Origin of the sequence: Desulfomonile tiedjei, assembly GCA_016212925.1 — a bacterium.
GTDB lineage: Bacteria > Desulfobacterota > Desulfomonilia > Desulfomonilales > Desulfomonilaceae > JACRDF01.
Genome location: JACRDF010000047.1, coordinates 195,270 through 217,463, shown reverse-complemented (window position 1 = coordinate 217,463; position 22,194 = coordinate 195,270). Strand labels below are relative to the sequence as shown.

The 22,194-nt window shown below is 54.2% G+C and carries 18 protein-coding genes; 15 read left to right on the top strand and 3 right to left on the bottom strand.

Annotated features, from left to right (window positions below; translation table 11 throughout):
• The first annotated feature begins 161 nt into the window (after positions 1–161).
• From HY913_19885 to HY913_19865, 5 genes are all read left to right on the top strand, one after another.
• Positions 162–359: a CsbD family protein gene (locus tag HY913_19885; protein MBI4965548.1), complete on the top strand. Its 198-nt coding sequence runs from the start codon at positions 162–164 to the stop codon at positions 357–359.
• A gap of 303 nt (positions 360–662) precedes the next feature.
• A complete protein-coding gene (locus HY913_19880; GenBank protein ID MBI4965547.1) occupies positions 663–1,370 on the top strand; it encodes a DUF2461 domain-containing protein in 708 nt (235 codons plus the stop codon).
• Positions 1,371–1,645: 275 nt separating this feature from the next.
• Positions 1,646–2,323: an ankyrin repeat domain-containing protein gene (locus tag HY913_19875; protein MBI4965546.1), complete on the top strand. Its 678-nt coding sequence runs from the start codon at positions 1,646–1,648 to the stop codon at positions 2,321–2,323.
• Between the two features lie 344 nt (positions 2,324–2,667).
• Complete coding sequence (locus tag HY913_19870; GenBank protein MBI4965545.1) at positions 2,668–4,080, top strand: ankyrin repeat domain-containing protein; 1,413 nt, start codon at positions 2,668–2,670, stop codon at positions 4,078–4,080.
• A gap of 147 nt (positions 4,081–4,227) precedes the next feature.
• Complete coding sequence (locus HY913_19865) at positions 4,228–4,980, top strand: ankyrin repeat domain-containing protein (protein MBI4965544.1); 753 nt, start codon at positions 4,228–4,230, stop codon at positions 4,978–4,980.
• 124 nt (positions 4,981–5,104) lie between these two features.
• Here HY913_19865 and HY913_19860 read toward each other — a convergent pair whose 3' ends face one another.
• Positions 5,105–5,932: a class I SAM-dependent methyltransferase gene (locus HY913_19860; GenBank protein MBI4965543.1), complete on the bottom strand. Its 828-nt coding sequence runs from the start codon at positions 5,930–5,932 to the stop codon at positions 5,105–5,107.
• Positions 5,933–6,374: 442 nt separating this feature from the next.
• Complete coding sequence (locus HY913_19855; GenBank protein MBI4965542.1) at positions 6,375–6,941, bottom strand: class I SAM-dependent methyltransferase; 567 nt, start codon at positions 6,939–6,941, stop codon at positions 6,375–6,377.
• Between the two features lie 214 nt (positions 6,942–7,155).
• Between HY913_19855 and HY913_19850 the strand changes: the two genes are divergently transcribed.
• From HY913_19850 to HY913_19820, 7 genes are all read left to right on the top strand, one after another.
• Positions 7,156–7,566, top strand: coding sequence for a MarR family transcriptional regulator (locus HY913_19850; GenBank protein MBI4965541.1), 411 nt, complete (start codon positions 7,156–7,158; stop codon positions 7,564–7,566).
• A gap of 91 nt (positions 7,567–7,657) precedes the next feature.
• The gene (locus HY913_19845; GenBank protein ID MBI4965540.1) at positions 7,658–9,898 is read left to right on the top strand and encodes a molybdopterin-dependent oxidoreductase; all 2,241 of its coding nucleotides are present in this window, start codon (positions 7,658–7,660) and stop codon (positions 9,896–9,898) included.
• A 94-nt stretch (positions 9,899–9,992) separates the two neighbouring features.
• Positions 9,993–11,084: a 4Fe-4S binding protein gene (locus HY913_19840; GenBank protein ID MBI4965539.1), complete on the top strand. Its 1,092-nt coding sequence runs from the start codon at positions 9,993–9,995 to the stop codon at positions 11,082–11,084.
• A gap of 176 nt (positions 11,085–11,260) precedes the next feature.
• Complete coding sequence (locus tag HY913_19835; protein ID MBI4965538.1) at positions 11,261–12,085, top strand: nitroreductase family protein; 825 nt, start codon at positions 11,261–11,263, stop codon at positions 12,083–12,085.
• A gap of 1,549 nt (positions 12,086–13,634) precedes the next feature.
• Positions 13,635–14,318 (top strand): ankyrin repeat domain-containing protein, encoded by a 684-nt coding sequence (locus HY913_19830; protein MBI4965537.1) that lies wholly within the window; start codon positions 13,635–13,637, stop codon positions 14,316–14,318.
• Positions 14,318–15,229 (top strand): hypothetical protein, encoded by a 912-nt coding sequence (locus tag HY913_19825; GenBank protein MBI4965536.1) that lies wholly within the window; start codon positions 14,318–14,320, stop codon positions 15,227–15,229. Before HY913_19830 ends, HY913_19825 begins: the two co-directional genes overlap by 1 nt.
• Before the next feature lie 150 nt (positions 15,230–15,379).
• Entirely contained in the window at positions 15,380–16,312 is a 933-nt protein-coding gene (locus HY913_19820; protein MBI4965535.1) for a transposase, read from the top strand.
• 321 nt (positions 16,313–16,633) lie between these two features.
• Here HY913_19820 and HY913_19815 read toward each other — a convergent pair whose 3' ends face one another.
• Positions 16,634–16,975, bottom strand: coding sequence for a hypothetical protein (locus tag HY913_19815; GenBank protein ID MBI4965534.1), 342 nt, complete (start codon positions 16,973–16,975; stop codon positions 16,634–16,636).
• A 409-nt stretch (positions 16,976–17,384) separates the two neighbouring features.
• On the opposite strand from HY913_19815, the gene HY913_19810 reads away from it, so the two are divergent.
• From HY913_19810 to HY913_19800, 3 genes are all read left to right on the top strand, one after another.
• Complete coding sequence (locus HY913_19810) at positions 17,385–17,732, top strand: cupin domain-containing protein (GenBank protein MBI4965533.1); 348 nt, start codon at positions 17,385–17,387, stop codon at positions 17,730–17,732.
• Positions 17,733–18,275: 543 nt separating this feature from the next.
• Positions 18,276–21,311 (top strand): formate dehydrogenase-N subunit alpha, encoded by a 3,036-nt coding sequence (gene fdnG, locus HY913_19805; GenBank protein ID MBI4965532.1) that lies wholly within the window; start codon positions 18,276–18,278, stop codon positions 21,309–21,311.
• A gap of 10 nt (positions 21,312–21,321) precedes the next feature.
• Positions 21,322–21,969, top strand: a complete 648-nt coding sequence (locus HY913_19800; protein MBI4965531.1) for a 4Fe-4S dicluster domain-containing protein — start codon at positions 21,322–21,324, stop codon at positions 21,967–21,969.
• Positions 21,970–22,194 lie beyond the last annotated feature (225 nt).

Sequence of the window (22,194 nt, the reverse complement as noted above, 5' to 3'; positions counted from 1 at the left end):
TCGTAGCCCTCCTAGCGTGTCTCGGCGCCCGTTCTAATCATTCCATCACCTTGCAGTGGATGCCAAACACGCCGGTCAATTTTTTAGTTACTAAACTTACTTGCAGGGGTCAATTGAATGAGCAACTCGACCTTCGGGTGCAGGCGGGAAGGAGAAAAGAAATGAACTGGACTCGGATCGAAGGCAACTGGAAACAATTCAAAGGCAAAATCAGGGAAGGATGGGGCAAGCTTACCGACCGGAAACTGGACGTAATTGCCGGGAAACGCGATCAGATTATCGGCAAAATCCAGAAGAAGTATGGGAGCGCATTCGAGCGAGCCAGGAAGGAGATGAATAAGTTCCGGAGGAAACACTGAATCGTCCGCGTTCCTGCGAGTGCGTGCAAACAGACTGAGCGTGAGTTACCTGCAATGCCGCGCCGGCCTGACGGTAAGCAGCTCGTCGCTCGGCACTCCTTTGCAGTATCCATAAACAGGCGCCGGATTCACCATCGGGATTCAGCGTAGTCAAAAAGACCTTGGAACTCTTCCCCCTCGTGTCTTATGTTCAATAAGGGACTAGAATCAGTAGAAGTTGAAACCTTAGGCGTATTATAAAAGGGAGGGGGATTCTCTTTTCCAGGTTGCAGCCCAATAGATCCTCGAAAAGGAGGCATGAATATGGCCGGTAAATCGAACTTCAATGGGTTTCCACGCGAGTGCGTTCAGTTTTACTCGGACCTTGTTCGGAACAACAGCAGAACGTGGTTCAGCGAGCACAAGGACGAGTTCAATAAATATGTGTTGGACCCTGCTCAGGATTTCGTATTCGAGATGGGAAAGCTTCTTAAAAAACTATCACCCAAGATCATAGCCGATCCTCGATTGGACAAGTCCATCTTTCGCCCATATCGAGATACGCGTTTCAGCAAGGATAAATCCCCGTACAAAACGCACCTCGGGATCTTCTTCTGGGAAGGTAACCGGCGTAAGATGGAGTGCCCCGGATATTACTTTCATCTTGAGCCCCCCACTTTGTTCCTCGCAGCGGGAATGCACTTATTCCCCAAGCCCATATTGGAAACTTATCGCGATTCTGTGGTTGACCCGAAATACGGCAAGGAGTTGGTGAAGGCAGTCAAGCAAGTTGTGAAAAAACCGAACAACACGGTAGGCGGAAAGTATTATAAAAAGATTCCCAGGGGATACGACGCGGCCCACGAAAATGCTGAACTACTGCTCCACAACGGTTTTTACGCAATGACAGAGGCTGAGATCCCGTCAGAATTCTATTCCGACGAAATCCTCGACTACTGTTTCAAAAGATTTAAAGATCTCTCACCCGTACACGAATGGCTTGCGGAAATGGTCAATCGAACAACCAAATAGAAGATACCGGATCGGGATCGGCTGCCAGGGCTTGTACAGGGACTGCCTGTGCAGAGAACTCCTCAAGACAGTTTTCTGGTTTCAAGGCAGAGCCCGGGAACCGGAACGACGCGAGCCCTCAGGGACGCCGGATGTCCCCCAGTTTTTGGCACGACGTTTGCTTAAAACTTAAGTGGATTGCGTTTCCTTCTGTCACCGGGAGGGATTCTTAGCCGTCCAAATAAGGCCTATCCAGCCGCTTTCTTTTCGAAGGCCTTTCAAAGGAGGTCCATGCAATGCAAGCCCAATTGCTCGCGGCAGCCGAATCAGGCAACGTAACTGAAGTCGAACACCTGCTGGCTCAAGGAGTCGACCCCAATGCCAAGGACCAAGACGGGCTGACAGCTTTAATGAAGGCTTGTCTCAAAGGCCATCCGGAAGTGGTCCGGCTTCTCGTAGATAAAGGCGCTGATATTCATGCTCGGGACAATTACGGATGGACGGCTCTACTGTGGGCATCCTCCGTGGGACAAGCGGAGGAAGCCAAGATCCTTTTGGACAAAGGTGCGGATACTGAGGTCACCGATCAGTATGGCGCAACAGCTTTAATGAAGGCCGCGCGGCGGCGCTACCCGGAAGTGGTGAGACTCCTTGTAATCGATGGCGCCAATGTGAACGCTAAAGACAAATTGGGTCGCACCGCTCTAATGAGAGCCGCGCGGCGCGGCTACGCCGATATTGCAAAAATCCTCCTGGACAGTGGAGCCGATACGGAGGCCAAGGACGAATATGGAGCCACCTCATTGATTATCAGCGCGTCTGAAGGGCACCTGGAAACGATCCGGGAACTTCTGGTCGCGGGAGCGGATATCCACGCAAAGGATAAGAATGGTTGGACGGCATGGCTATGGGCTTTCTCTGCCGGCCACGCGGAAGCGGTGAAACTCTTGAAAGCGCACGGAGCCGAATACTAGGCGAAAGCGTAATCCTTAGATCTTCGCATATCGGCTTATGGCCCATGCGCTCAGAGCATGGGAGAACAATAAGTCTGTCCTGGCTTACCTACCTCCACAAAAGCAACCGTCTTTTTACATGGTGTAAAGAATTATAACATGCTCCTAGCACCGTCGCTGCCGGCAGAACAAGCAACCGCAGGTTTCTTCTTAAATTACCAACCCTTAGTCTCGGCGATTAATAAAGGCCGATTGGCACGGCGATTGCTCATTTGTTTTTCAGAATGATTGAGAGACGCTTTTCCCGCCCATGGGTACATAGACCCAGCGGATCTCTTCGAGCGATTCAGTGGAGGTGCAAAACAATGGCTTTAATGGCTTGCTACGAATGTGACGGGAAGGTTTCCAGCTTAGCCAATGCCTGCCCTCACTGCGGCGCACCTATGGAGAACAAGCTGGTCCACGTGGCTGAGTTTGGAAACGTGGAGGGCTTGCAGGAGCTTGTGGCTAGAGGAGCCGATGTAAACGCCAAGGACAAAAAGGGTTCGACGCCCTTAATTAAAGCGGCCGAGATGGGGCATGAAGAAGTTGTAAAGCTTCTGCTGGATTATAAGGCCGATTATGGCGCGACAGACCAGGCTGGGGCTACGGCTCTCATGTGGGGTGTGGCAAGTTCGAACCTTCCGATCATAAGGATGCTCCTTGACGCAGGGACCAAAGTAGACCCGGGGACGCTTCTATGGGCATCGGCTCAAGGAGACCCGGAGGTAGCCCGAATTCTAATAGCCTCGGGAGCAGACGCGAATGACAAATCGGACCATGGCCTGACACCTTTAATGGAAGCCTGCGCCCGAGGGCACGTGGAAGTCGCAAGGGTTCTCCTGGACAACGGTGCGGACATGGAGGCGAGGGACGATAAGGATGAAACACCTCTGCTAAAGGCTGCACGAGCCGGGCACGCCGACGTGGTGGAACTTTTGTTGCAGCAGAGCGCTTATCCCGACCCCAAAGCGGTCAGATGGGCAGCAGCCTACGGCCATCCGGAAGTGCTTAAACGCCTGTTTGACTACGGCGCGGACGTAAACGCACTGCGTCCTGGCTCCGGCGTGACCGCGCTGATGCGAGGGGCACTGAACGACCATCCCGACACGGTCAGATTGCTTATTGAAAAAGGTGCGGATGTTGAAGCCAAGGACGATCAGGGCTGGTCGGCTCTGACTCTGGCCTGCCGTGAGGGACTCGTGCAGGTCGTCAGCTTGTTGCTGAAAGCCGGGGCCAACATCGAAGTAAGAGACGAGCACCACTGGACACCGTTAATTTGGGCCGCGTCCCTAGGCCATAGCGATGTGGTGGATATGCTTCTGGATGCCGGCGCTGCTGTTAACGCGAGCGACCAGTACGGCGCGACCGCTTTGATGAAGGCCTGTAGGCGTGGTTACGCCAATGTGGCGGGAAGACTGGTTGCCGGTGGAGCTGACGTGAATGCGGCGGACAGCGATGGTTTCACGGCGTTGATGAGAGGCTGTCGAGGCGGGTACGTTAAGGCCGTGAAGTTACTTCTGGAAAGCGGTGCGGATGTGAATGCCAGGGACAGCGACGCCCGAACCGCCTTGATTCTTGCCGCGTCTGAGGGACACGTCGACGTGGTAAGGCTCTTGCTGCACTGGAAGCCCGACCTGCGTGCACGGGACAAAAACGGCTGGACCGCCGCAATGTGGGCTGCGTCAATGCGCCATCAAGACATAGTCGAAAGCCTGGATACCTACGTGGCGGCATGACAGCTGGTTCGGATTACATGGAGCCAAACCCGCCGCGGAGAAACCGGCGATGGCACGGCCCACGCACGGAAGGCTCTCCGGCCTATCATGAGGGACTGAAGGCCCGGCTGGAGCCCTCCCAAAAGATATCGACGGAGGTAAGATGCAATGGCACTAAGCACATGTTACGAATGCGGAGACAGGGTCTCCACCTTGGCCGACGCATGTCCCCATTGCGGCGCGCCAATGCAAAACAAGCTCATACATGCGTCAGGCATGGGTAATTTGGCAAGTGTGAACGAACTGCTGCAAAGCGGCGCGGATGTCAACGCGAGGGATGCGGAAAGCTGGTCCGCGTTGATCTTGGCCTGCCGAGAAGGTCACACAGCCGTAGTTAAGATCCTTCTGGGAAACGGCGCTGACATTCATGTGAAGGACAAAAACGGCTGGACGCCGTTGATGTGGGCAGCTGCCAACGGCAATTCGGAAATAATGAAGCTTGTGCTGGAGAAAGGCGCGGACCTGGAAGCACGTGATCAATACGGGGCTACCGCCTTAATGAAGGCCTGTCGCCGCGGGTTTCAAGACGTGGTCGCACTTCTCCTGGACAAAGGCGTCAGGGTTAACGCCGAGGACGATTACGGCTGGACCGCGCTCATGAGGGCGTCGCGGCGGGGCTATGCGGGCGTGGTTAACCAACTGCTGGATGCCGGGGCAAAGACGGAGGCTCGAGATCAGTACGGCGCTACGGCATTGATTGTCGCCGCTTCCGAGGGCTACCCCGATGTGGTGAACGCACTGCTGAAAGCAGGGGCTGACCCACATGCTCGGGACAGAAACGGCTGGACCGCGCTCATGTGGGCTTCATCCGCAGGAAACGCCGAAGTAGTGGACATATTGAAGGCAGTGGCGGCTCAGTAGGTGGGGCCAAATCAGCGCCGTGAAATAGCTGATGAACCGAGTTCCAAACGGCTAAAGTGGACGGAAGGTCCGGCAACCCTTCTCCCGCTGCCGCCTGGAGAGGGAGCGCGTAAGTGAACCGGTCTCATCTTTTCACGGTATTTTCAAAAAGAAACCAATTCAATCCCCGGCCGCTCGTGACCTTAATGTTGACGAGGTTGAAGTCGGGGAATTTTTCTTTGATGAACCTGAACACTTCTTCCACCGTAGCAAACTCGTACGGATATCCGCCTAACCAGTCTGTTGCATCGGTTCGCCAGCTCATTCCCCGGTGGGACCTGTAGTTCTTCACATGCGTGAACGGATTCTGCCCTTTTGCGGCCACCATAGCCAAGTATGCGGCCAGGGCCGGGTATTCGAGCAGATAAACGCTCAGCCTCGGCCAAGAATTGTAAGTTCTCTTCACTGCCAGCCAGAATGAGTGAACCCATGCCGCGCCGCCGTCTCTGGCCAGGATTTTGTTGTAAAGGGCTATGTAGTAGAGCCCGCCCGGATTGACCAGGCCGGCGGCGGCGTCAATGGCCTCCCACATTTTTCCCGTGTGATGAAGCACTCCCCACGAATAAACCAGGTCAAAGGTCCCGAGCCCTAAAACAAAACCCCTGTCCAGGATGGAGCCTTCGTGAATCTCCCAGTTGGACGGCTTCCCGGCCAAGTCGTGGAGGTATTTACAGCATTGTACGCTCTCGGGGTCTACGTCAAAGCTGACTATTCTCTCCGCGCCCAGGTTGAACGCAGCGTACGAGAATAAACCGCTCCCGCAACCGATGTCCACGAAGCTCCGGCCTTTCAGGTCAGGCAGATTGAGGAACTCCCTGAGTGAGGCTTCAGCTATCCGCAGCCTTTCTCGATCAAAGCTCTTGAGGAAATTCCGCCAGTTGCGGCCGAACGAAAAAGACAGGTCCTGGTTCATGGGTATAGGTTGTTAGAAGCTGTTTCAAACCCTACGAGGGTTCCTGAGATGGCTCCGGGCCTGCAAACATTTGCCCCGCTCGTCCCAGCTCTTTGAAACAGCTTCTATTTCCTTTCTAGTGTCCTGTCCCTCAAATAGCTTGCAATACCTCCGGAGATCTAACACGCTATGAAAGCGGCCATCATTATGCATGCTATTTGCGGCACTCTATAGCACAAGCGGTTTCAAAACCCTTTAGCATGGAGCCGACATCGTTGTTGGCCACACTACACCATTGTCGCCGGCGGCGACAATGGTGCAAAATCATGGGAGTTTTTGGGGAGGGGTCCGGGGAGGCCGAACAAAAAGGGCCTCCCCGAAAACTCTTCCAGGAACTCGCAGGTTTTGAAACCATTTCCACTCCTGCGCTGACGCTCGCGGTCCGAGAATATGACAGACCGGCCTATTGTTTACAAGGTTCTTTTCGGCCGATCATACGGGTTATGTTTCCGTTTTCCCCCGCGTATGGTTCGTTGAGAAGTATTTCAAAGTGGGGGAAGTAAGGGACGAGTCCTGTGGGCGGCACAAGATACGCGACGTTGAATCCGGGCTTCACACTCGTGTGCCTGTGATTGTAGGTGGCGTAGATGATCAAACCGCCCGGTTTGAGGCAGTCCTTGATCGCGCCCATAAGTCGCGGTTCGAAAAAGTAAAACACCAGGACAAGGTCGTAAGGACCTGCCGGGAGTGAGCAGTAATCCAGATCCATAACGATGCATTGCACGTCAAGATTGCGCCGATTTGCCTCGGTTTGCAGGTCGGACAGGGCAGTGAGACTTATATCAACGGCATGGACCGTGTACCTTCTCTCCGCCACAAAAAGCGCATTCCCACCCCGGCCGCAGGCCAGATCGAGGCATTGCCCTGATTCGAGCATGCCGGCGTGTTCCACCAGCCAAGGATCTGGTGTCGGAGCAGTGCTTCTCTCCTCCAGGTGGCGCTTATCCCACCTTTCGCGGTCCTGCTGCAAGGTTACTCCTATGGAATCAATCGGAAAGGCAAATCGAAGACTAGCTTTTTCTGTTCACTTCCTGACCTCATTCCTAAAAATACCAATTTGTGGTGAATTGTGCCACATGAGCCGAGCAAGGAACGTTGTCTGCACGGAAGGTGGAACCTATTCACTATTTTTTCTTGACAGAGAACTCGGCTGCCGGTAGTTTGTATACGAAAGGATGTTCAGGATGCCCTATCAGGACTGTATAGTCTACCTGTTGGCCAAAGCCTATCAACGCGCACATGCCGTCGCCAAGCATCGCATGGCCACCTATGGTCTGACTCCAATCCAGCACCTCGTCCTTGGCGCGTTATGTCAAAGCGAGGGAATATCAGCGGGGGATTTAGGAAAAAAGCTAGTACTGGATCCGGCTACTCTTTCCGGGATCCTGGACCGGATGGCCGAAGCGGGGTGGCTCGTCAAGGAAACCGATCCAGGAGACAAGCGGTTCCTGCAGCTATATCTCACGGACCGGGGTAAAACGCTGGCGCCGAAGCTGATGGAAGAACGGGACAAGGCCAATGAAGAAATTCTGCGGAATCTGTCCTTTGAAGAGAAAGTCCTTCTGAAAAGACTCTTGAAAGACCTGAGGGACTAGTTTTTTTTGGCAGAATAGTTAGCAGACAAACTAATGGCCTGACAATCAACTCTCAGTGAAACGTGCAGGTCAAAAGTGATGGGAGGGCGAAATGTCATCGTGGCAAAAAACGAGCTGTGCGTGTTGCGGTCAAAACTGTGGCCTCGAAGTGATGGTCGAGGGGAACAGGATAACCAAGGTTCGCGCTGACAACCAAAACCCTCGCAGCGAGGGGTACTGTTGTCGCAAGGGGCTGAAAATAGCTCATTATCAACACCACGAAGATCGTCTGAAAATGCCTCTCAAACGGGTAAATGGAGAATTCAAAGAGGTATCATGGGACCAGGCACTGGACGAGATTGCGGAAAAGCTCAAATCAACCGTCGAAACCTACGGGCCTCGCTCCCTCGCCTACATGGGCGGAGGCGGCCAGGGGTGCCACTTTGAGGCCGCGTTCGGGGTGCGCCTTCTGCGAGGATTGGGGTCGCACTATCACTACAGCCCGCTTGCTCAGGAGCTGACAGGCTACTTCTGGGTAAACGGACGAGGGTTGGGGCGTCAGTACTTGGGGACCCACCCTGACCACAAAGAAACCGACATGCTGCTAGCGGTCGGCTGGAACGGCTGGATGAGCCACCAAATGCCGCAAGCGCGGCGGCATCTGAAGAGAATTTCCGAAGACCCTGACAAGTTGCTCGTGGTGATCGATCCCAGACGTTCGGAGACCGCACAGAAAGCGGACATTCACCTGGCGATTCGCCCGGGTACGGACGCCCTGCTCTTTCGATCCATGATCAGTATTATTCTTCGGGAGGGTTGGCAAAAGACCGACTATATTGCAGACCACGTGAGCGGCTTCGACGAGATTCAGCCATGGTTCCTTGACTTCGACCCCCGTCCTGCCATAGCCCTTTGCCAACTGGACTATGATCAGGTTTTCGACCTCTGCCGGCTCCTCTCCACTCGGAAATGGTCATGTCACTCGGATTTGGGCATCCTTATGGGGCGCCACAGTACCGTCACGTCCTACCTGGAATTGATCCTTCTAGCCATTTGCGGACGCATAGGGGCCCCCGGAGGGAACTTCATACCGGGCTCCATAATGCCTATCGGCTCTCATTCCGACGAACGTGACCCCAAGACCTGGCGTACCACGGCCACGGATTTTCCTGCAATCATGGGCTATTTTCCGCCAAACGTCATGCCTGAAGAGATACTGGCAGATCGGCCGGATCGGCTGCGTGCGGTATTTGTGAGCGCCTCCAATCCGTTGCGATCGTATGCGGATACCACGGCCTATGAACAGGCTTTCAAGGCCCTCGACCTCCTGGTGGCGGTAGACGTGGCCTTCACCGAGACGGCCAGTCTTGCCCATTACGTGCTGCCAGCCAAATCTGCGTACGAAAAATGGGATGGAACGTTTTTCACTTGGAACTTCCCCGAAATATTCTTCCAGATGCGGCGCCCGGTAGTTGAAGCTGAGGGAGAATGCCTGGAGGAGGGAGAGATCCTCACACGACTCGCGGACCGGCTTGGTCTACTCCCGGAAATTCCTCAAACGCTGCACGACGCAGCCTTCGGAGACCGCATGAATTTCGGCATGCAGCTTATGGCTTTCGCTCAAAGTGAGCCCCGTGCGATGAAATTCATGCCTTTCATTCTCGGTAAGACGCTCGGGAAGGCGCTTGGGTCTGTAAATCTTTCCGCACTATGGGGCATGTTGCAGGTCGCGCCCAAATCCTCCCGGGAGAACGCCGCCCGCGCGGGATTCAATCCCGGACCCACTATGGGGGAAGAGATTTTTAAGGCCATTATCGATCACCCCGAAGGGATTTGGATCGGCAAATGCGATGCTTCAAATCCTCTGGATGAACTCCGAACCGAGGATAAGCGAATAAACGTTTTGATTCCCGAACTCGCGGAAGCCATCAAGGGTATAGACGTTCAGAGTGAAGAGGTAGGCCTGCGCATGAATCCGGACTACCCGCTCCTACTCGCGGCGGGTCGCCACATGGATTACAACGCGAACACGATCATGAGGGACCCGGCCTGGAACAAGGGAAAGAGCAGACCCTGCACGCTGATGATGCACCCTGACGATGCCGTCGCCCTTGGTCTTGCAGACGGCCTGACCGTGAGAGTAACGACCGAAGCAGGGTCGGAGGATATCGACTTGGAAGTTACGGACGCGGCCCGACGGGGTCAGGTCATCATGCCTCACGGGTTCGGGCTAATACACACAGGCCGAAAACACGGCGCCAACGTGAATCGGCTGACGAAGAATACCAACAGGGACCCTGTAGCAGCGACGCCGCTCCACCGATTCGTTCCGTGCCGGGTAACAGCGGTGTGACATGTGGAAACGTGGATTCCCGTTCAATTCCTCGTTGCCAAAAACCTAGGCCTGCTAGCTCCAGAGCTGGCAACTCATCATCCGGGAGGACAAGATGACCGCGAAAGTATACTACGATTTGCGTGAACAGTTGGACCAGTATTCAATGGGATTTCCTTCAACCGAATCCGGAGTCGAACTGAAAATCCTGGAGAAGCTGTTTTCGGAAGAAGAAGCCGAGCTGTTTCTGCATCTCAGCATGATGCTGGAACCACCCGAAGCCATAGCTCAACGAAGTGGCAAGGAGCCGGCCGCGGTGGCTGCCATGCTGGAACGCATGGTAGACAAGGGCCTCATTTTCAGGGTCAAGAAGGAGGACAGCTCCAAATACGGGGCCGCGCCTTTTGTCGTCGGCTCTTGGGAGTATCAAGCAAAAGACCTGGACAGGGGGCTGGCAGAACTGTGCGAGCAGTATTTCGTGGAGGCCCTTGGCAAAAAGGGGCTAGGCCAGATGCCGCCCTTGCGCACTATACCGGTCAACAAGTCAATTGACCATTTGTGGCCCGTGGCGCCGTACGAAGACGTGAAGAAAATTATTGAAACCAAGGCCAAGATCGCGGCGGCAAACTGCATATGCAGGATGCAGCAGGGCCTTTTGGACAAGGGATGCGACAAACCGCTGGAGGTCTGCCTTCAGTTTGGAAGCCACGCTCAGTATTACGTTGATAAAGGCATGGCCCGCTTTATCACACAAGAGGAGGCTCTTGGCATAATCGACAAGTGCGACGAAGCCGGCCTCGTGCCGCAGCCGTTCATTTCTCAAGACGCGGGCGGTATGTGTAACTGTTGCGGGGACTGCTGCGGGATTCTTCGTTCAATCAAAATGGACCCCAAACCTGCGGAAAGGGTTTTGGCGAATTACTACGCGGCAGTCGATCCGGATGCCTGCTCGGCTTGCGAGACCTGCGTAGACCGCTGCCAAATGGAAGCCATCAAAGTGGGAGACAATGAGGTGGCGGTAGTGGACCGTGACCGGTGCATCGGCTGCGGGTTGTGCGTTACCACGTGTCCCAGCGAAGCACTCTCGCTGCAAGCAAAGCCCGAATCCGAGCGCAAAGAGCCGCCGGCCACGGGAAAGGACTACATGATGCAACTCGCGTCGGCCCGAGGGAAATCCCTTATCCCGCTCGTTGTAACAAGAAAGTAGCAGTGAGAGGATAAAGACCTCCGGGAAATCCCGGACAAAGAGCTGAGGCAAGGTGTATTGCCTCCATACCAGATCTTCCTTATACTGGATTGGGTCAGAGACGGAACCTGCGGGGCCGACTTCCTCGGGGCATAGAAATAACTCCGCAGAACCACCTGGAACGGAAAGGAATGACTATGAGTTTGTTTACGGTCGACCAGGAAAAGTGCAAGCGTGACGGACACTGTGTGGCGGAGTGCCCTGCGCGGATTATTGAAATGAAGACCAAAGAGTCTTTTCCCGCCCTGATTGACGGCGGTGCGGAACTCTGCATCAATTGCGGCCACTGCGTCGCGGTTTGCCCGCACAGTGCGATGTCTCTGAACACCATGAAGACGGAGAATTGCCCTCCCGTGCGCAAAGACCTTCTGCCGACCGCGGAACAAACCGAGCATTTCTTCCGAGCGCGACGTTCAATTCGTACGTACAAGAAAGACCCCGTGGATCAGGCGACCCTAAGCCAGTTGATCGAGATGGCTAGATATGCGCCTTCGGGCCACAATTGGCAACCCGTGAACTGGCTGGTCATCGACAACGCAGACGAAGTACAAAGGCTGGCAGGTATTGTGGTGGACTGGATGCGAATAATGATCAAGGACCACCCTGAAGTGGCTGAGCCGATGCATTTCGACCGAGTGGTTAAGATCTGGGAAGGCGGAGTAGACAGGGTGCTCCGAGGCGCGCCGCATTTGATCGTGGCTCATGGTGAGGCGGTTCCGCCTACTCAATCGGCATGCGTCATAGCTCTTTCATATTTGGAGCTGGCCGCGTTCTCTCTGGGGCTGGGGGCCTGCTGGGCGGGATATTTCAATGCGGCGGCCACCTTCTATCCGCCGATGCAGGAGACCCTTGCACTTCCCAAGGGCCATCAATCCTTCGGCGCGATGATGGTTGGCTATCCGAAATACCAATATCACAGGCTACCCTTGAGAAATGAGGCCAAGATTACCTGGCGGCGGTAGAGGTGCGTCGAACGCGACCGCGGCTCACTGCTATTCATGCCCTGCGGGCGGGAAAATTTTGTCATTGCGAGCGGAGCGAAGCAATCTCCATTGGTGGGACAGGCGTCTCGCCTGTCTCCTGCAATGACGGGCAAGATGCCCGTCCCACCGAAAATGAGATTGCTTCGTCGTTTCACTTCTCGCAATGACCGGCGCCCATAAGATTCCCATCATAAATGAATAGATACGCTCACTTATAAATTTCCATTGACTCCGTTGGTTCTTTCTGCAACCATGATGGCAGAGATTATCTCGACGCGTCGAATGCTGCTTCTAACGGCTGATTTGTCGGCCCAAACGAAAGGAGCATTATGGGGCAAGGAGTTAACGAGTTTACATAATCCTGAGACAAAACAGGCAACAGCAAAAAACCCTGTTGCCACAATGAGAATTATCTCATGAAACGGAGCTGACCTTTTGGCTCCGTTTTTTCGTTCTGATACCGCTTCGCCTTCAAAGAAGCGACTTATACTGATTCTCAAAAGTTTTCGCGGAATGAACCCACAGTGGCGTCTGGGTCAACGGCGGCCAATAGGCCGCCCTACGGGAGAGGACACCAAGCCTGGGACTGCAAACGTAGGGCGGCCTATGGCCGCCGCAAATTACGGGGCGAGTCAAGATGAAGCGGGCAGTGGCACCCGCATTTCAATCCGTGATTACTCTCGAGAACCTCTATATACCTGTTGCCAAAAATAATGTCCGAATCCGCGGAGTGCCTTTGCATTCTGTGGCCTCCGGCCTCCGTGCCGGTGGACAATGCACAGATAAATCAATCAGGTCGGTCCGCCAGGGACCCCGGATCGCGGTCCGGGGCAGGCTCTGGACCCTACCAATCCCTTGGAAACGGTGCTTGCAATAAGGTCAAAATCTTTGGCAATTGCTATAGGCCTCCAACTCGGCCGGCACTGACCTGGTTTCCAGGTCAGTGGCACCCAATATTTCAACTTCACGCCGGCGTTGGATGCCACGGACCGGCCCGAGCAGGTCCGTGCCTCTTCGCAGCGTGTTCCGAGTCTCATTGCAAATCGGTATGACGTTTTGGGTCATGGGCCAGGTCTGTTTTCCCGGCCTTCCTTGATTTTTCCCCAGCCCTTAACCAAGAGCTTAATCTCGAAGTGTGTTTTTTCTTGAGACGCGGGCGGTATTTTGCATAATGGATGCAGATCTCCATGAGGCGCCTCTAAGGCAACCTCTTTCTTTTATCCCATGACTTTGCCGGGGGACCGGGGAGCCAGCGGTCACAGCGGCTTTCCTAATAATTACTGCGTAATCTTAACTGATTTAGCACTGCTATTTGGGGTCGGCACTACTTCGGGAGGAGTTGTTATCGTTATGGGATACGAGGATTTTTCAGAGCATACCAGGATCGGGAACAGAGCGGGGGAAAAGCCTGTTCACCGCAGAGACCACAGAGATCACAGATAAATTCATTTTTTCTTCTTTGTCTCAGCGTCCTCCGCGCTCTCCGCGGTAAATTCCAACGCTCTTGCAGCATGAACCGGAGATTTTTATGAAAACTCGACGCATTCCCTTGATCACAAAGCTGTGGTTGGCTGTGGTTTTGGTCTTGGCGCTGGTGCCGTGGCTTGGGTGCTCAAGGGACACGGGGCCTGTCGGGAACGAGCAACTCTTGACCGCAGCGGCGAATGAGGACCTCTTGCTGATCAGATCTCTCCTGAAAAGAGGGGTCGATGTTAACGTCAGGGGAAAGAATGGTGAGACTCCTCTAATGTACGCTGCTGAGAAGGGCAGCCTGGATATCGTGAAGTTGCTAACGGAGAAAGGTGCCGACCTCAATGCCAGGAACAAGGCCGGCGTGACAAGCTTAATGGCTGCTGCTGGAATGGGTAGGAGGCAGGTACTTGAGCTTCTGATCGAAAAAGGCGCAGACATCAACGCGGCCAACGAAGAGGGTGTCACGGCCCTGATGTTGGCAGCCAATAGCGGTTACCTGGAGGAGACGCGACTGCTCCTCGAAAAGGGGGCAGATGTGAACGCCAAGAGAAAAGATGGCGCTACGGCTTTGGTAGGCGCCATTGGCGGGGGAGGCCATCTCGAAGTCATCAAGGCGCTTGTCGAAAATGGCGCCGAATGCAACATAACGGTCATGTTTGGCGTGACAGCTCTAAGGCTAGCCGAAATGGACGGTCAAGCCGAAGTGCTTGAATACTTGAAGTCGTGCGGAGCGCAGTGATGGGAGCAGGAAAAGAGGTGGGCGCTGTTGTGTTAAATCTGGATCTAGAAAAAGCTCCGGAGGAACCCGTGATGAAGAGTGAGGACCATAATGGCACCCCCTCGCCTCCAGGTGAGTCTCGGGAATTGAATCAGTCCAAAAAATCCGGCCCTTGTGTGGGTTTATTCTACTTTGTGGCCGGGCAATTATACTGGGAAGGCGTCCCCACAGCACGAGCCGATAGGTCGGAGTATGTCAAAATCTATGACAAAGAATATCCTGAGTATTGGGAGGAAGGTCTGCTCCCATGCTTCCCTCAGCTTAAGAAATACAATGCTTACCACTTTCCACGAGGGCGGGTAGTCTTCAGCACTCAAGAGGGTATTTACAGAGTGCAAGCGGACAAGTGCATTCTCGAGGACCCAGGACTGGTCAAAAGAATTATATCGGAAATGAGATTGCCGGAATCGCAAGTCAAAATGTCCTGGAATGTCGATTGCGAATGCGCAGCCTGTAAATCGAAAAGGACCACGGGCAAGGATTACATCGATCGCGCTATCGACGGGCAATTATATGCTTCTGAAGAAGGTCGAAAGTTGTTCTTTCCTTGGAAGAGTTTCTGGGACTCCAGTCACCGCGGATACATTGTCCCGTCAGCCAAAGAGTATGCAAGGATACGTAGGGGGATGTCGCTTTGGCTGAGACTAGGGATACCTGTGATGGCTTTTACTGCCTTTTCGGTTGCCAAATACACTTGGCTTACGACGGGCAGCCGATGGTTGCCAGCTCTCATGGCTCTTATCACCTGCGTTCCTTTCACGCTTGCTTTTAGTCTTTGGCTACGTGCCAAATGCCGCGGACTGATAGAAATAGATGAGAGGTACTGTCCTTCGCTGCCACCCCAGGAGCGATCAAAACCTGCGGACTCATGAGGCCGCTCAGCATATTTTCTGACCCTCCAAAGCAGGGACATACAATCAAATGGGGTCAAGTCTGCCCTTGACTCATTTGCCGGCTGATGATATGGTTCGGCTATGTCACGACCTTTACGCATTGAGTACCCGGACGCGTGGTACCATATCATGAACAGAGGCAGACGCCACGAAGAGATCTTCTGCGATCAGGAGGATTATCTGCGCTTCGTGGAACTTCTGCGGCAGGGCTCCGCGATGTGGAATGTTCGGATTGCGGGGTTCTGCCTGATGCCGAGCCATTACCACCTGTTGGTCCAGACCCCTGGCGCCGGTCTTTCGCGGTTCATGAGACATGTGGATGGAGTGCACACTCAGCGGTTCAATCGGTCCCACAAATGCGACGGCCCTCTGTTCCGAGGACGGTACAAGGCCATCCTGGTGGAAGCGGACAGCTATTTATTGCCATTGCTCCGATACATCCATCGCAACCCATTGCGCGCGGACCTGGTAAGCAGGCTGGACAGATACGCCTGGAGTAGCCACAAGGCTTATCTCTTTGGCTCACGCAAGTGGGATTGGCTGCACCGTGAGTTTGTCCTCCCCATGCTTTGTGAGGACAAGGCCAAGCAGGCCGCGGCGTACCGGGAGTTCATGGCAGAAGCGGAATCGGATAAACTCACGGGTCTGTTTTCTCGAAAAAATCTTCCATCCATCCTGGGATCAGAGGGCTTTATTGACTGGGTGAAGGCGAAGTTTCACAACCTTAGAGATCCTCAGGAGACCCCAGAGTCGCGGTGGCTGGCTCCAGGTTTGGACGCCATAAAAAAGGCCGTATGTGCGAACTATGAAGTACGGCCCAGCCGGCTGTTGTCGAGTCGTAGGGGGGTGAACAACCAAGCCAGAAACGTAGCCATCTATCTTGCCCGACGTCTTACCGGCGAGACCTTGGCGATCATAGGGAAAGCCTTTAGGCTGCGCAACTATAGTAGCGTGAGCAGCGTAGTTTCTCGCGTCGAGAATGCGATGAAGGCCGACAAGAGGCTGAAAGGACGAGTGAAAGCCATCGAGCGACAGCTCAGCATGAGCCAAGAGCAGACGTGACCCCTCAACGCGAATCCGCGGAGTCCTTTTGCATTTGGTAGCCACCGGCCTCCGTGCCGGTGGACCATGCGAAGATAAATCAATCAGTTCGGTCCGGCAGGGACCCCGGATCGCGGTCCGGGGCAGGCTCTGGACCCTACCAATCCCTTGGAAACGGTGCTCGCAACAAGGTCAAAGTCCCCGGCAACTACTACAGGCCTCCAACTTTAAAAGGGGTCACGTCTGCCATTGACTCATCTATAGAGATCACCTTGGACGGAGCGGCTCAGTGACCCCATCTTTGCAGAAACCACCCCGATTTCATTCATTAAAAGCCATCCGTTATCCGATGCGTTCCACATCGCATTGATCGCCGAAATTCGCGGCCAGGTCTTTTTTCAGGGCTTCCAGAGCTTCTTCGTCCTCGACTTCGACCACCAGTTCCCCATTGTCAAAGCATTTCAGGCGGCCGTAGGTTTCAAATAAGCTGATGGCCCGCTTCGGATCTATTGTGATCCATCCTTTCATCCGCTTCACCAGTTCCGCTCCGGTGAATTCACGCTCGATCGTCAGGTCGATCACTCTGTTGCGTCCCTTCCATCCGATCACGGCGGGGCTAACCAGTATCGGCATCACAGGGTCGTGCATGGCAGCGCACCTGAACCAGACTTTGGCTCTTACCATCGGGTCGTTCTCCGTTTCGTCGGAAGGTGTTTTCCAAATTGGGTCGAAATCCTTATCAATAAGGCTTACGAGATAATATCACATCAAGCGCCATTGCGCCTGTTTGTCGCGATGATTATACCTATTGTCGAAAATTTCGTCCTTTTTCGTTCAGCATGCTAGGCGTGACATTATTGCTTGGGTGCCACTGCTGGCTTGCCCAGCAGTGCGTCGACAGAAAACACTGCTGGGCAAGCCAGCAGTGGCACCCGATGAAGAGAAATTCTCCCAACCGTGGCACATTACCGACAGACGCGGGGTCTTTCGTAGAAAATGGGACATTATTTTTGGCATCGCGATATAAGAAACCTTGTGAGAACGATTTTTCCTAGACCGGATTCGTCCAATTTGTTGAAGGAAGGTGAAGGAGATGCATCAAGGCCGTTTCATCAAGAATATCGAATTTGCCGCGCCGCAAGTTCTGGTGGACATGGTCGATTACCAGGAAGGCCGTGTTGTAAGCCGCACATTTGCTCAAGCCAAGACGTTCAGCCTGACCCTTTTCGCTTTCGCTGAAGGAGAAGGTCTTAGCACTCACACAGCCGCAGGGGATGCATTCGTGCAGGTGCTGGACGGAGAGGCGTTGATAAACATCGGCGGCACGGAAATGGTGGTCGGCTCGGGCGAGGTCGTGGCCATGCCTGCAAATGTGCCCCATGCGCTGCACGCTGCGAAGCGCTTCAAAATGCTGCTGGTTGTCTTCAAGGGCGAGGAATGAGGCGTTGACAACGGGTACAGCGATTCTCAAAAGTTTTTTCCGAATAGAATCGCACTGCTGGACAAGCCAGCAGTGGCACCCACCGTTCAATCTGCCATAACTTTCGAGAAGTGCTATAATAAAGCGGTTGATTTACCCGCGCCGCGCGGGGAATCCGTTTCGCGCTGAATTCCTACCAAAACCATGACCGAAAAAAGGTGGTTACGTCTCGTTTGACATGACCTCAGAGAGCCGCCTCGATAGATCATCCCTTATTTAATCAGCATGTTACAATTCCTACCTGAGAATTCAGCATTGACGCTATATTATCCCTTAAATTAATATGTCCCTTGCAGAGTGTAATAGGTGCAGTTTCCGTTTCCCATCACAACTACATAGCCGCCTGATGTTCGCCCTTGGGGAGAGGTCCTTGCGGAGCCCTTCTCCGGGAGCAATGTATTGGTGTTTCTCAAAGTCTGGGGTCAACCCACTTCATATATAGACTCGAGGTTTCTTGCCCGGTTCAGAAATGACTTCCCATTTTACTAGAAAGGAGAGCACGCCATGAGTGTGACACGCCGAGAGTTCCTTGTGATCTCTGGCGCCGTCGGAGCGGGCTTGGCGCTTTCATCTCTGGGAATCGACATGGGACCAGTAAAGGCCTATGCCGCGGAACTGAAGATGGATAAGATGAAGACCGCCAAGCAAACTACGTCGATCTGCCCGTACTGCGCTGTCGGCTGCGGACTACTCTGTAGCACCGACACAAAAGCCAAGAAGATCATAAACATCGAAGGCGATCCGGACCACCCGACCAATGAAGGCTCATTGTGCGCCAAAGGCGCGTCGGTTTTTCAAACCACCGCAGACAACCCCAACCGCTTCAAGAAGGTGCTTTACAGGGCGCCGAACAGCGACAAGTGGCAGGAAAAGTCCTGGGATTGGGCTCTGACTGAAATCGCAAAGAGAGTTAAGGCCACCAGAGACGCCTATTTCATCGAGAAGAACGACAAAGGCCAGGTGGTTAATCGTCTCGAAGCCATAGCCCACGTCGGGAGCGCGGCCCTGGACAACGAGGAATGCTGGCCGCTTCAAGCAATGATGAGGGCGCTGGGGCTTGTTTACATCGAGCACCAGGCCCGGATATGACACAGCGCCACTGTTGCGGCTCTGGCAGAGTCGTTCGGGCGCGGCGCAATGACCAATCACTGGATCGACCTCAAGAACAGTGATGTTATCCTCATAATGGGCAGCAACGCTGCCGCCAACCATCCCATATCCATGAAATGGGTGCAAAGGGCCAAAGATAAGGGCGGCAAACTGATTTCGGTCGACCCCCGTTTTACCCAAACCTCATCGAAAGCCGATCTGTACGCTCCCCTGCGTTCCGGGACGGACATAGCGTTCCTGGGAGGCATGATCAAGTACATCATCGACAACAAGAAGTACTTCCCCGAGTACGTAATAAACTATACCAATGCTTCGCTCATCGTTGACGACAAGTTTGATTTCAAGGATGGGCTTTTCGCCGGGTACAACGAAAAGGCCCGGTCGTACGACAAGTCCCTGTGGGCGCTCAAGAAGGATGACAATGGCATTCCTGTAAGGGACATGAAGCTCGAGAATCCGAGGTCGGTCTTTCAGCTTCTCAAAACCCATTACTCCCGTTACACGCCCGAGAAAGTTTCCGAAGTTACAGGAACACCGGTGAAAGACCTGCTTGCGGTCTATGAGCTGTACTCAACCACCGGCGTCAAGGACAAAGCGGGCACCATTATGTACGCCATGGGCTGGACCCAACATACGGTCGGCGTCCAGAACATTCGGGCCATGTCCATCATTCAGCTACTGCTGGGCAACATGGGCATCGCCGGAGGCGGCGTAAACGCTCTGCGCGGCGAATCCAACGTTCAGGGAAGCACTGACCAGGCCCTCCTGTTTCACATCCTCCCCGGTTACTTGAGGATGCCGTTGGCCACCCAGCAGACTTTGGAGGAGTACTTCAAGCCTGTTCCCGCCACTAAAGATCCTCGGTCGGTAAACTGGTGGTCCAATTTCCCTAAGTACGCGACAAGCCTCTTGAAATCCTTCTGGGGTGACAAGGCCACCAAGGAAAACGATTTTGGTTACGCATGGCTGCCCAAGCTGGAGCCCGGTCAGAACTGCTCCTGGCTGAATCTATTTGATGTTATGTATTCGGGCGGCATCAAGGGATTTTTCGCCTGGGGCCAGAATCCGGCTTGCAGCGGCGCGAATGCCTACAAAGTCAGACAAGCCTTGGCCAAGTTGGACTGGCTGGTGAACGTAAACATATTCGATAACGAGACCGGCTCCTTCTGGAAGGGCCCGGGAATGGATCCAAAGAGCGTCAAGACCGAGGTATTCATGCTCCCGTGCGCAGCCTCGGTGGAGAAAGAAGGAAGTATCAGCAATAGCGGAAGATGGGCCCAGTGGCGTTACAAGGCCGTAGATGCCCCCGGCGACGCAAAGCCTGACGGCGACATCATGGTCCTTCTTATGGACAAGATCCGTGAGATGTACAAAAAGGGCGGCAAAGCGCCTGAGCCGGTACTCAACCTGAAGTGGGACTATGTTGACACGAAGGGCCACTTTGATCCCCACAAAGTGGCTAAGGAGATCAACGGCTTCTTCTTGAAAGACACAAAAGTGGCGGACAAAGAGTTCAAGAAGGGCGATCCCGTTCCCGCCTTCCCGATGCTCCAGGCTGATGGGAGCACATCCTGCGGCAACTGGATTTACAGCCAGAGCTATAATGCCGACGGCAACAACATGGCTCGGAGGAAAAAAGACGATCCTACTGGACTCGGACTTTTTCCACAGTGGGCATGGGCATGGCCCGTTAACAGGAGGATAATCTACAATAGGGCGTCGGTTGACCTGAACGGCCAACCCTGGGACCCCAAGCGTCCTCTGCTGAAGTGGCAGGACGGCAAGTGGGTCGGCGATGTGCCCGACGGGCCCGCGCCGCCGCTGAGCGATGAAAAGGCCGGTAAATACCCGTTCATCATGACAGCGGAAGGCTTCGGACGTATCTTCGGACCGGGGCTCAATGACGGGCCGTTCCCGGAACATTACGAGCCGCTGGAGTGTCCGGTTCCAAAGAACGCCTTTTCCAGCCAGTTCGTCAACCCGACCATCAAGATCTTCAAGGGCGAGCTGGACAAGCACCTCACCTGCGATCCTCGCTTCCCATTTGTGGCCACAACTTACCGAGTCACGGAACACTGGCAGACAGGGATCATGACCCGCTGGCAGCCGTGGCTGGTAGAGGCCGAACCTCAAATGTTCGTGGAAATGAGCGAAGAACTCGCCAAGCTGCGCGGGATCAAGAACGGCGAGAAAGTCAAAGTCTCGTCGGTGCGCGGTGAAGTAGAATGCTTCGCGATAGTCACAACCCGCTTCAAGCCCTTCAAGCTTGGACAACTTACGGTTCATCAAGTCGGTATGCCGTGGTGTTTCGGGTGGATGGTCCCGAAAGAAGGCGGCGAAAGCGCCAACCTGCTCACGCCCAACGTGGGAGACCCCAACACCATGATCCCTGAGTCCAAGGCCTTCATGGTAAACGTGATAAAGGCATAGGAGGTGCAAAATGGCTGAAGGTTATTCCATATTAGTTGACACCTCCAAGTGCACGGCGTGCCGAGGGTGTCAGGTTGCGTGCAAGCAATGGAATCAATTGCCCGGAACGCAAACCAAACAGGTCGGGACACATGAGAATCCCTTGGATCTCTCATTCGACACTTACAAGATAGTGCGGTACTCCGAGGGTACCAACGGCGACGGTAAGCAATACTGGTACTTCTTCACCGAGCAGTGCCGGCACTGTCTTTCACCGGGGTGCATGGCTGCGGCGGAAAAAGATGAGATCGTAGTGGACGAGAAAACCGGCGCGGTCCTCTATACCCCCAAAACCAAGGAACTTGACTTCAAGGCTACCCTTGAAGGGTGCCCGTACAACATTCCCCGTCAGGACCCGAAAACAAAGCTCATGTCCAAGTGCACCATGTGCTTCGACAGGATCACCAACGATATGATACCTGCATGCGTGAAATCCTGTCCTACAGGCACTATGGTATTCGGGGAGCGGGACAAAATCCTCGACGCGGCCAAGAAGAGGGTTGAAGAGCTGAAAAAGACTTTTCCCAAAGCTCAGGCCATCAACGCGGACGATGTGAGAGTGATCTACATTGTCACCGACGACCCGAAGAAATTCTTCAAACTCGCGGCCGGCAAGTAGTCGGTGAGCGCTTGACCGGGGAGGCCCTTTTTCTGGAAGGGTCTTCCCCGGACTCCAACCCCTGTTCCCTGTTTCCGCCTCACGGTGACAGCCTGCGAATCTCCTGATTTGAGTTCGCTTTCAAACGGTGAAGATGCCTTATGGCAGTTGTCAAATTTTTGTCCGTTTCGGGGGAACTCCATTCCGTCATTCCTGCGGAAGCAGGAATCCAGTCCAGCGTTTCCC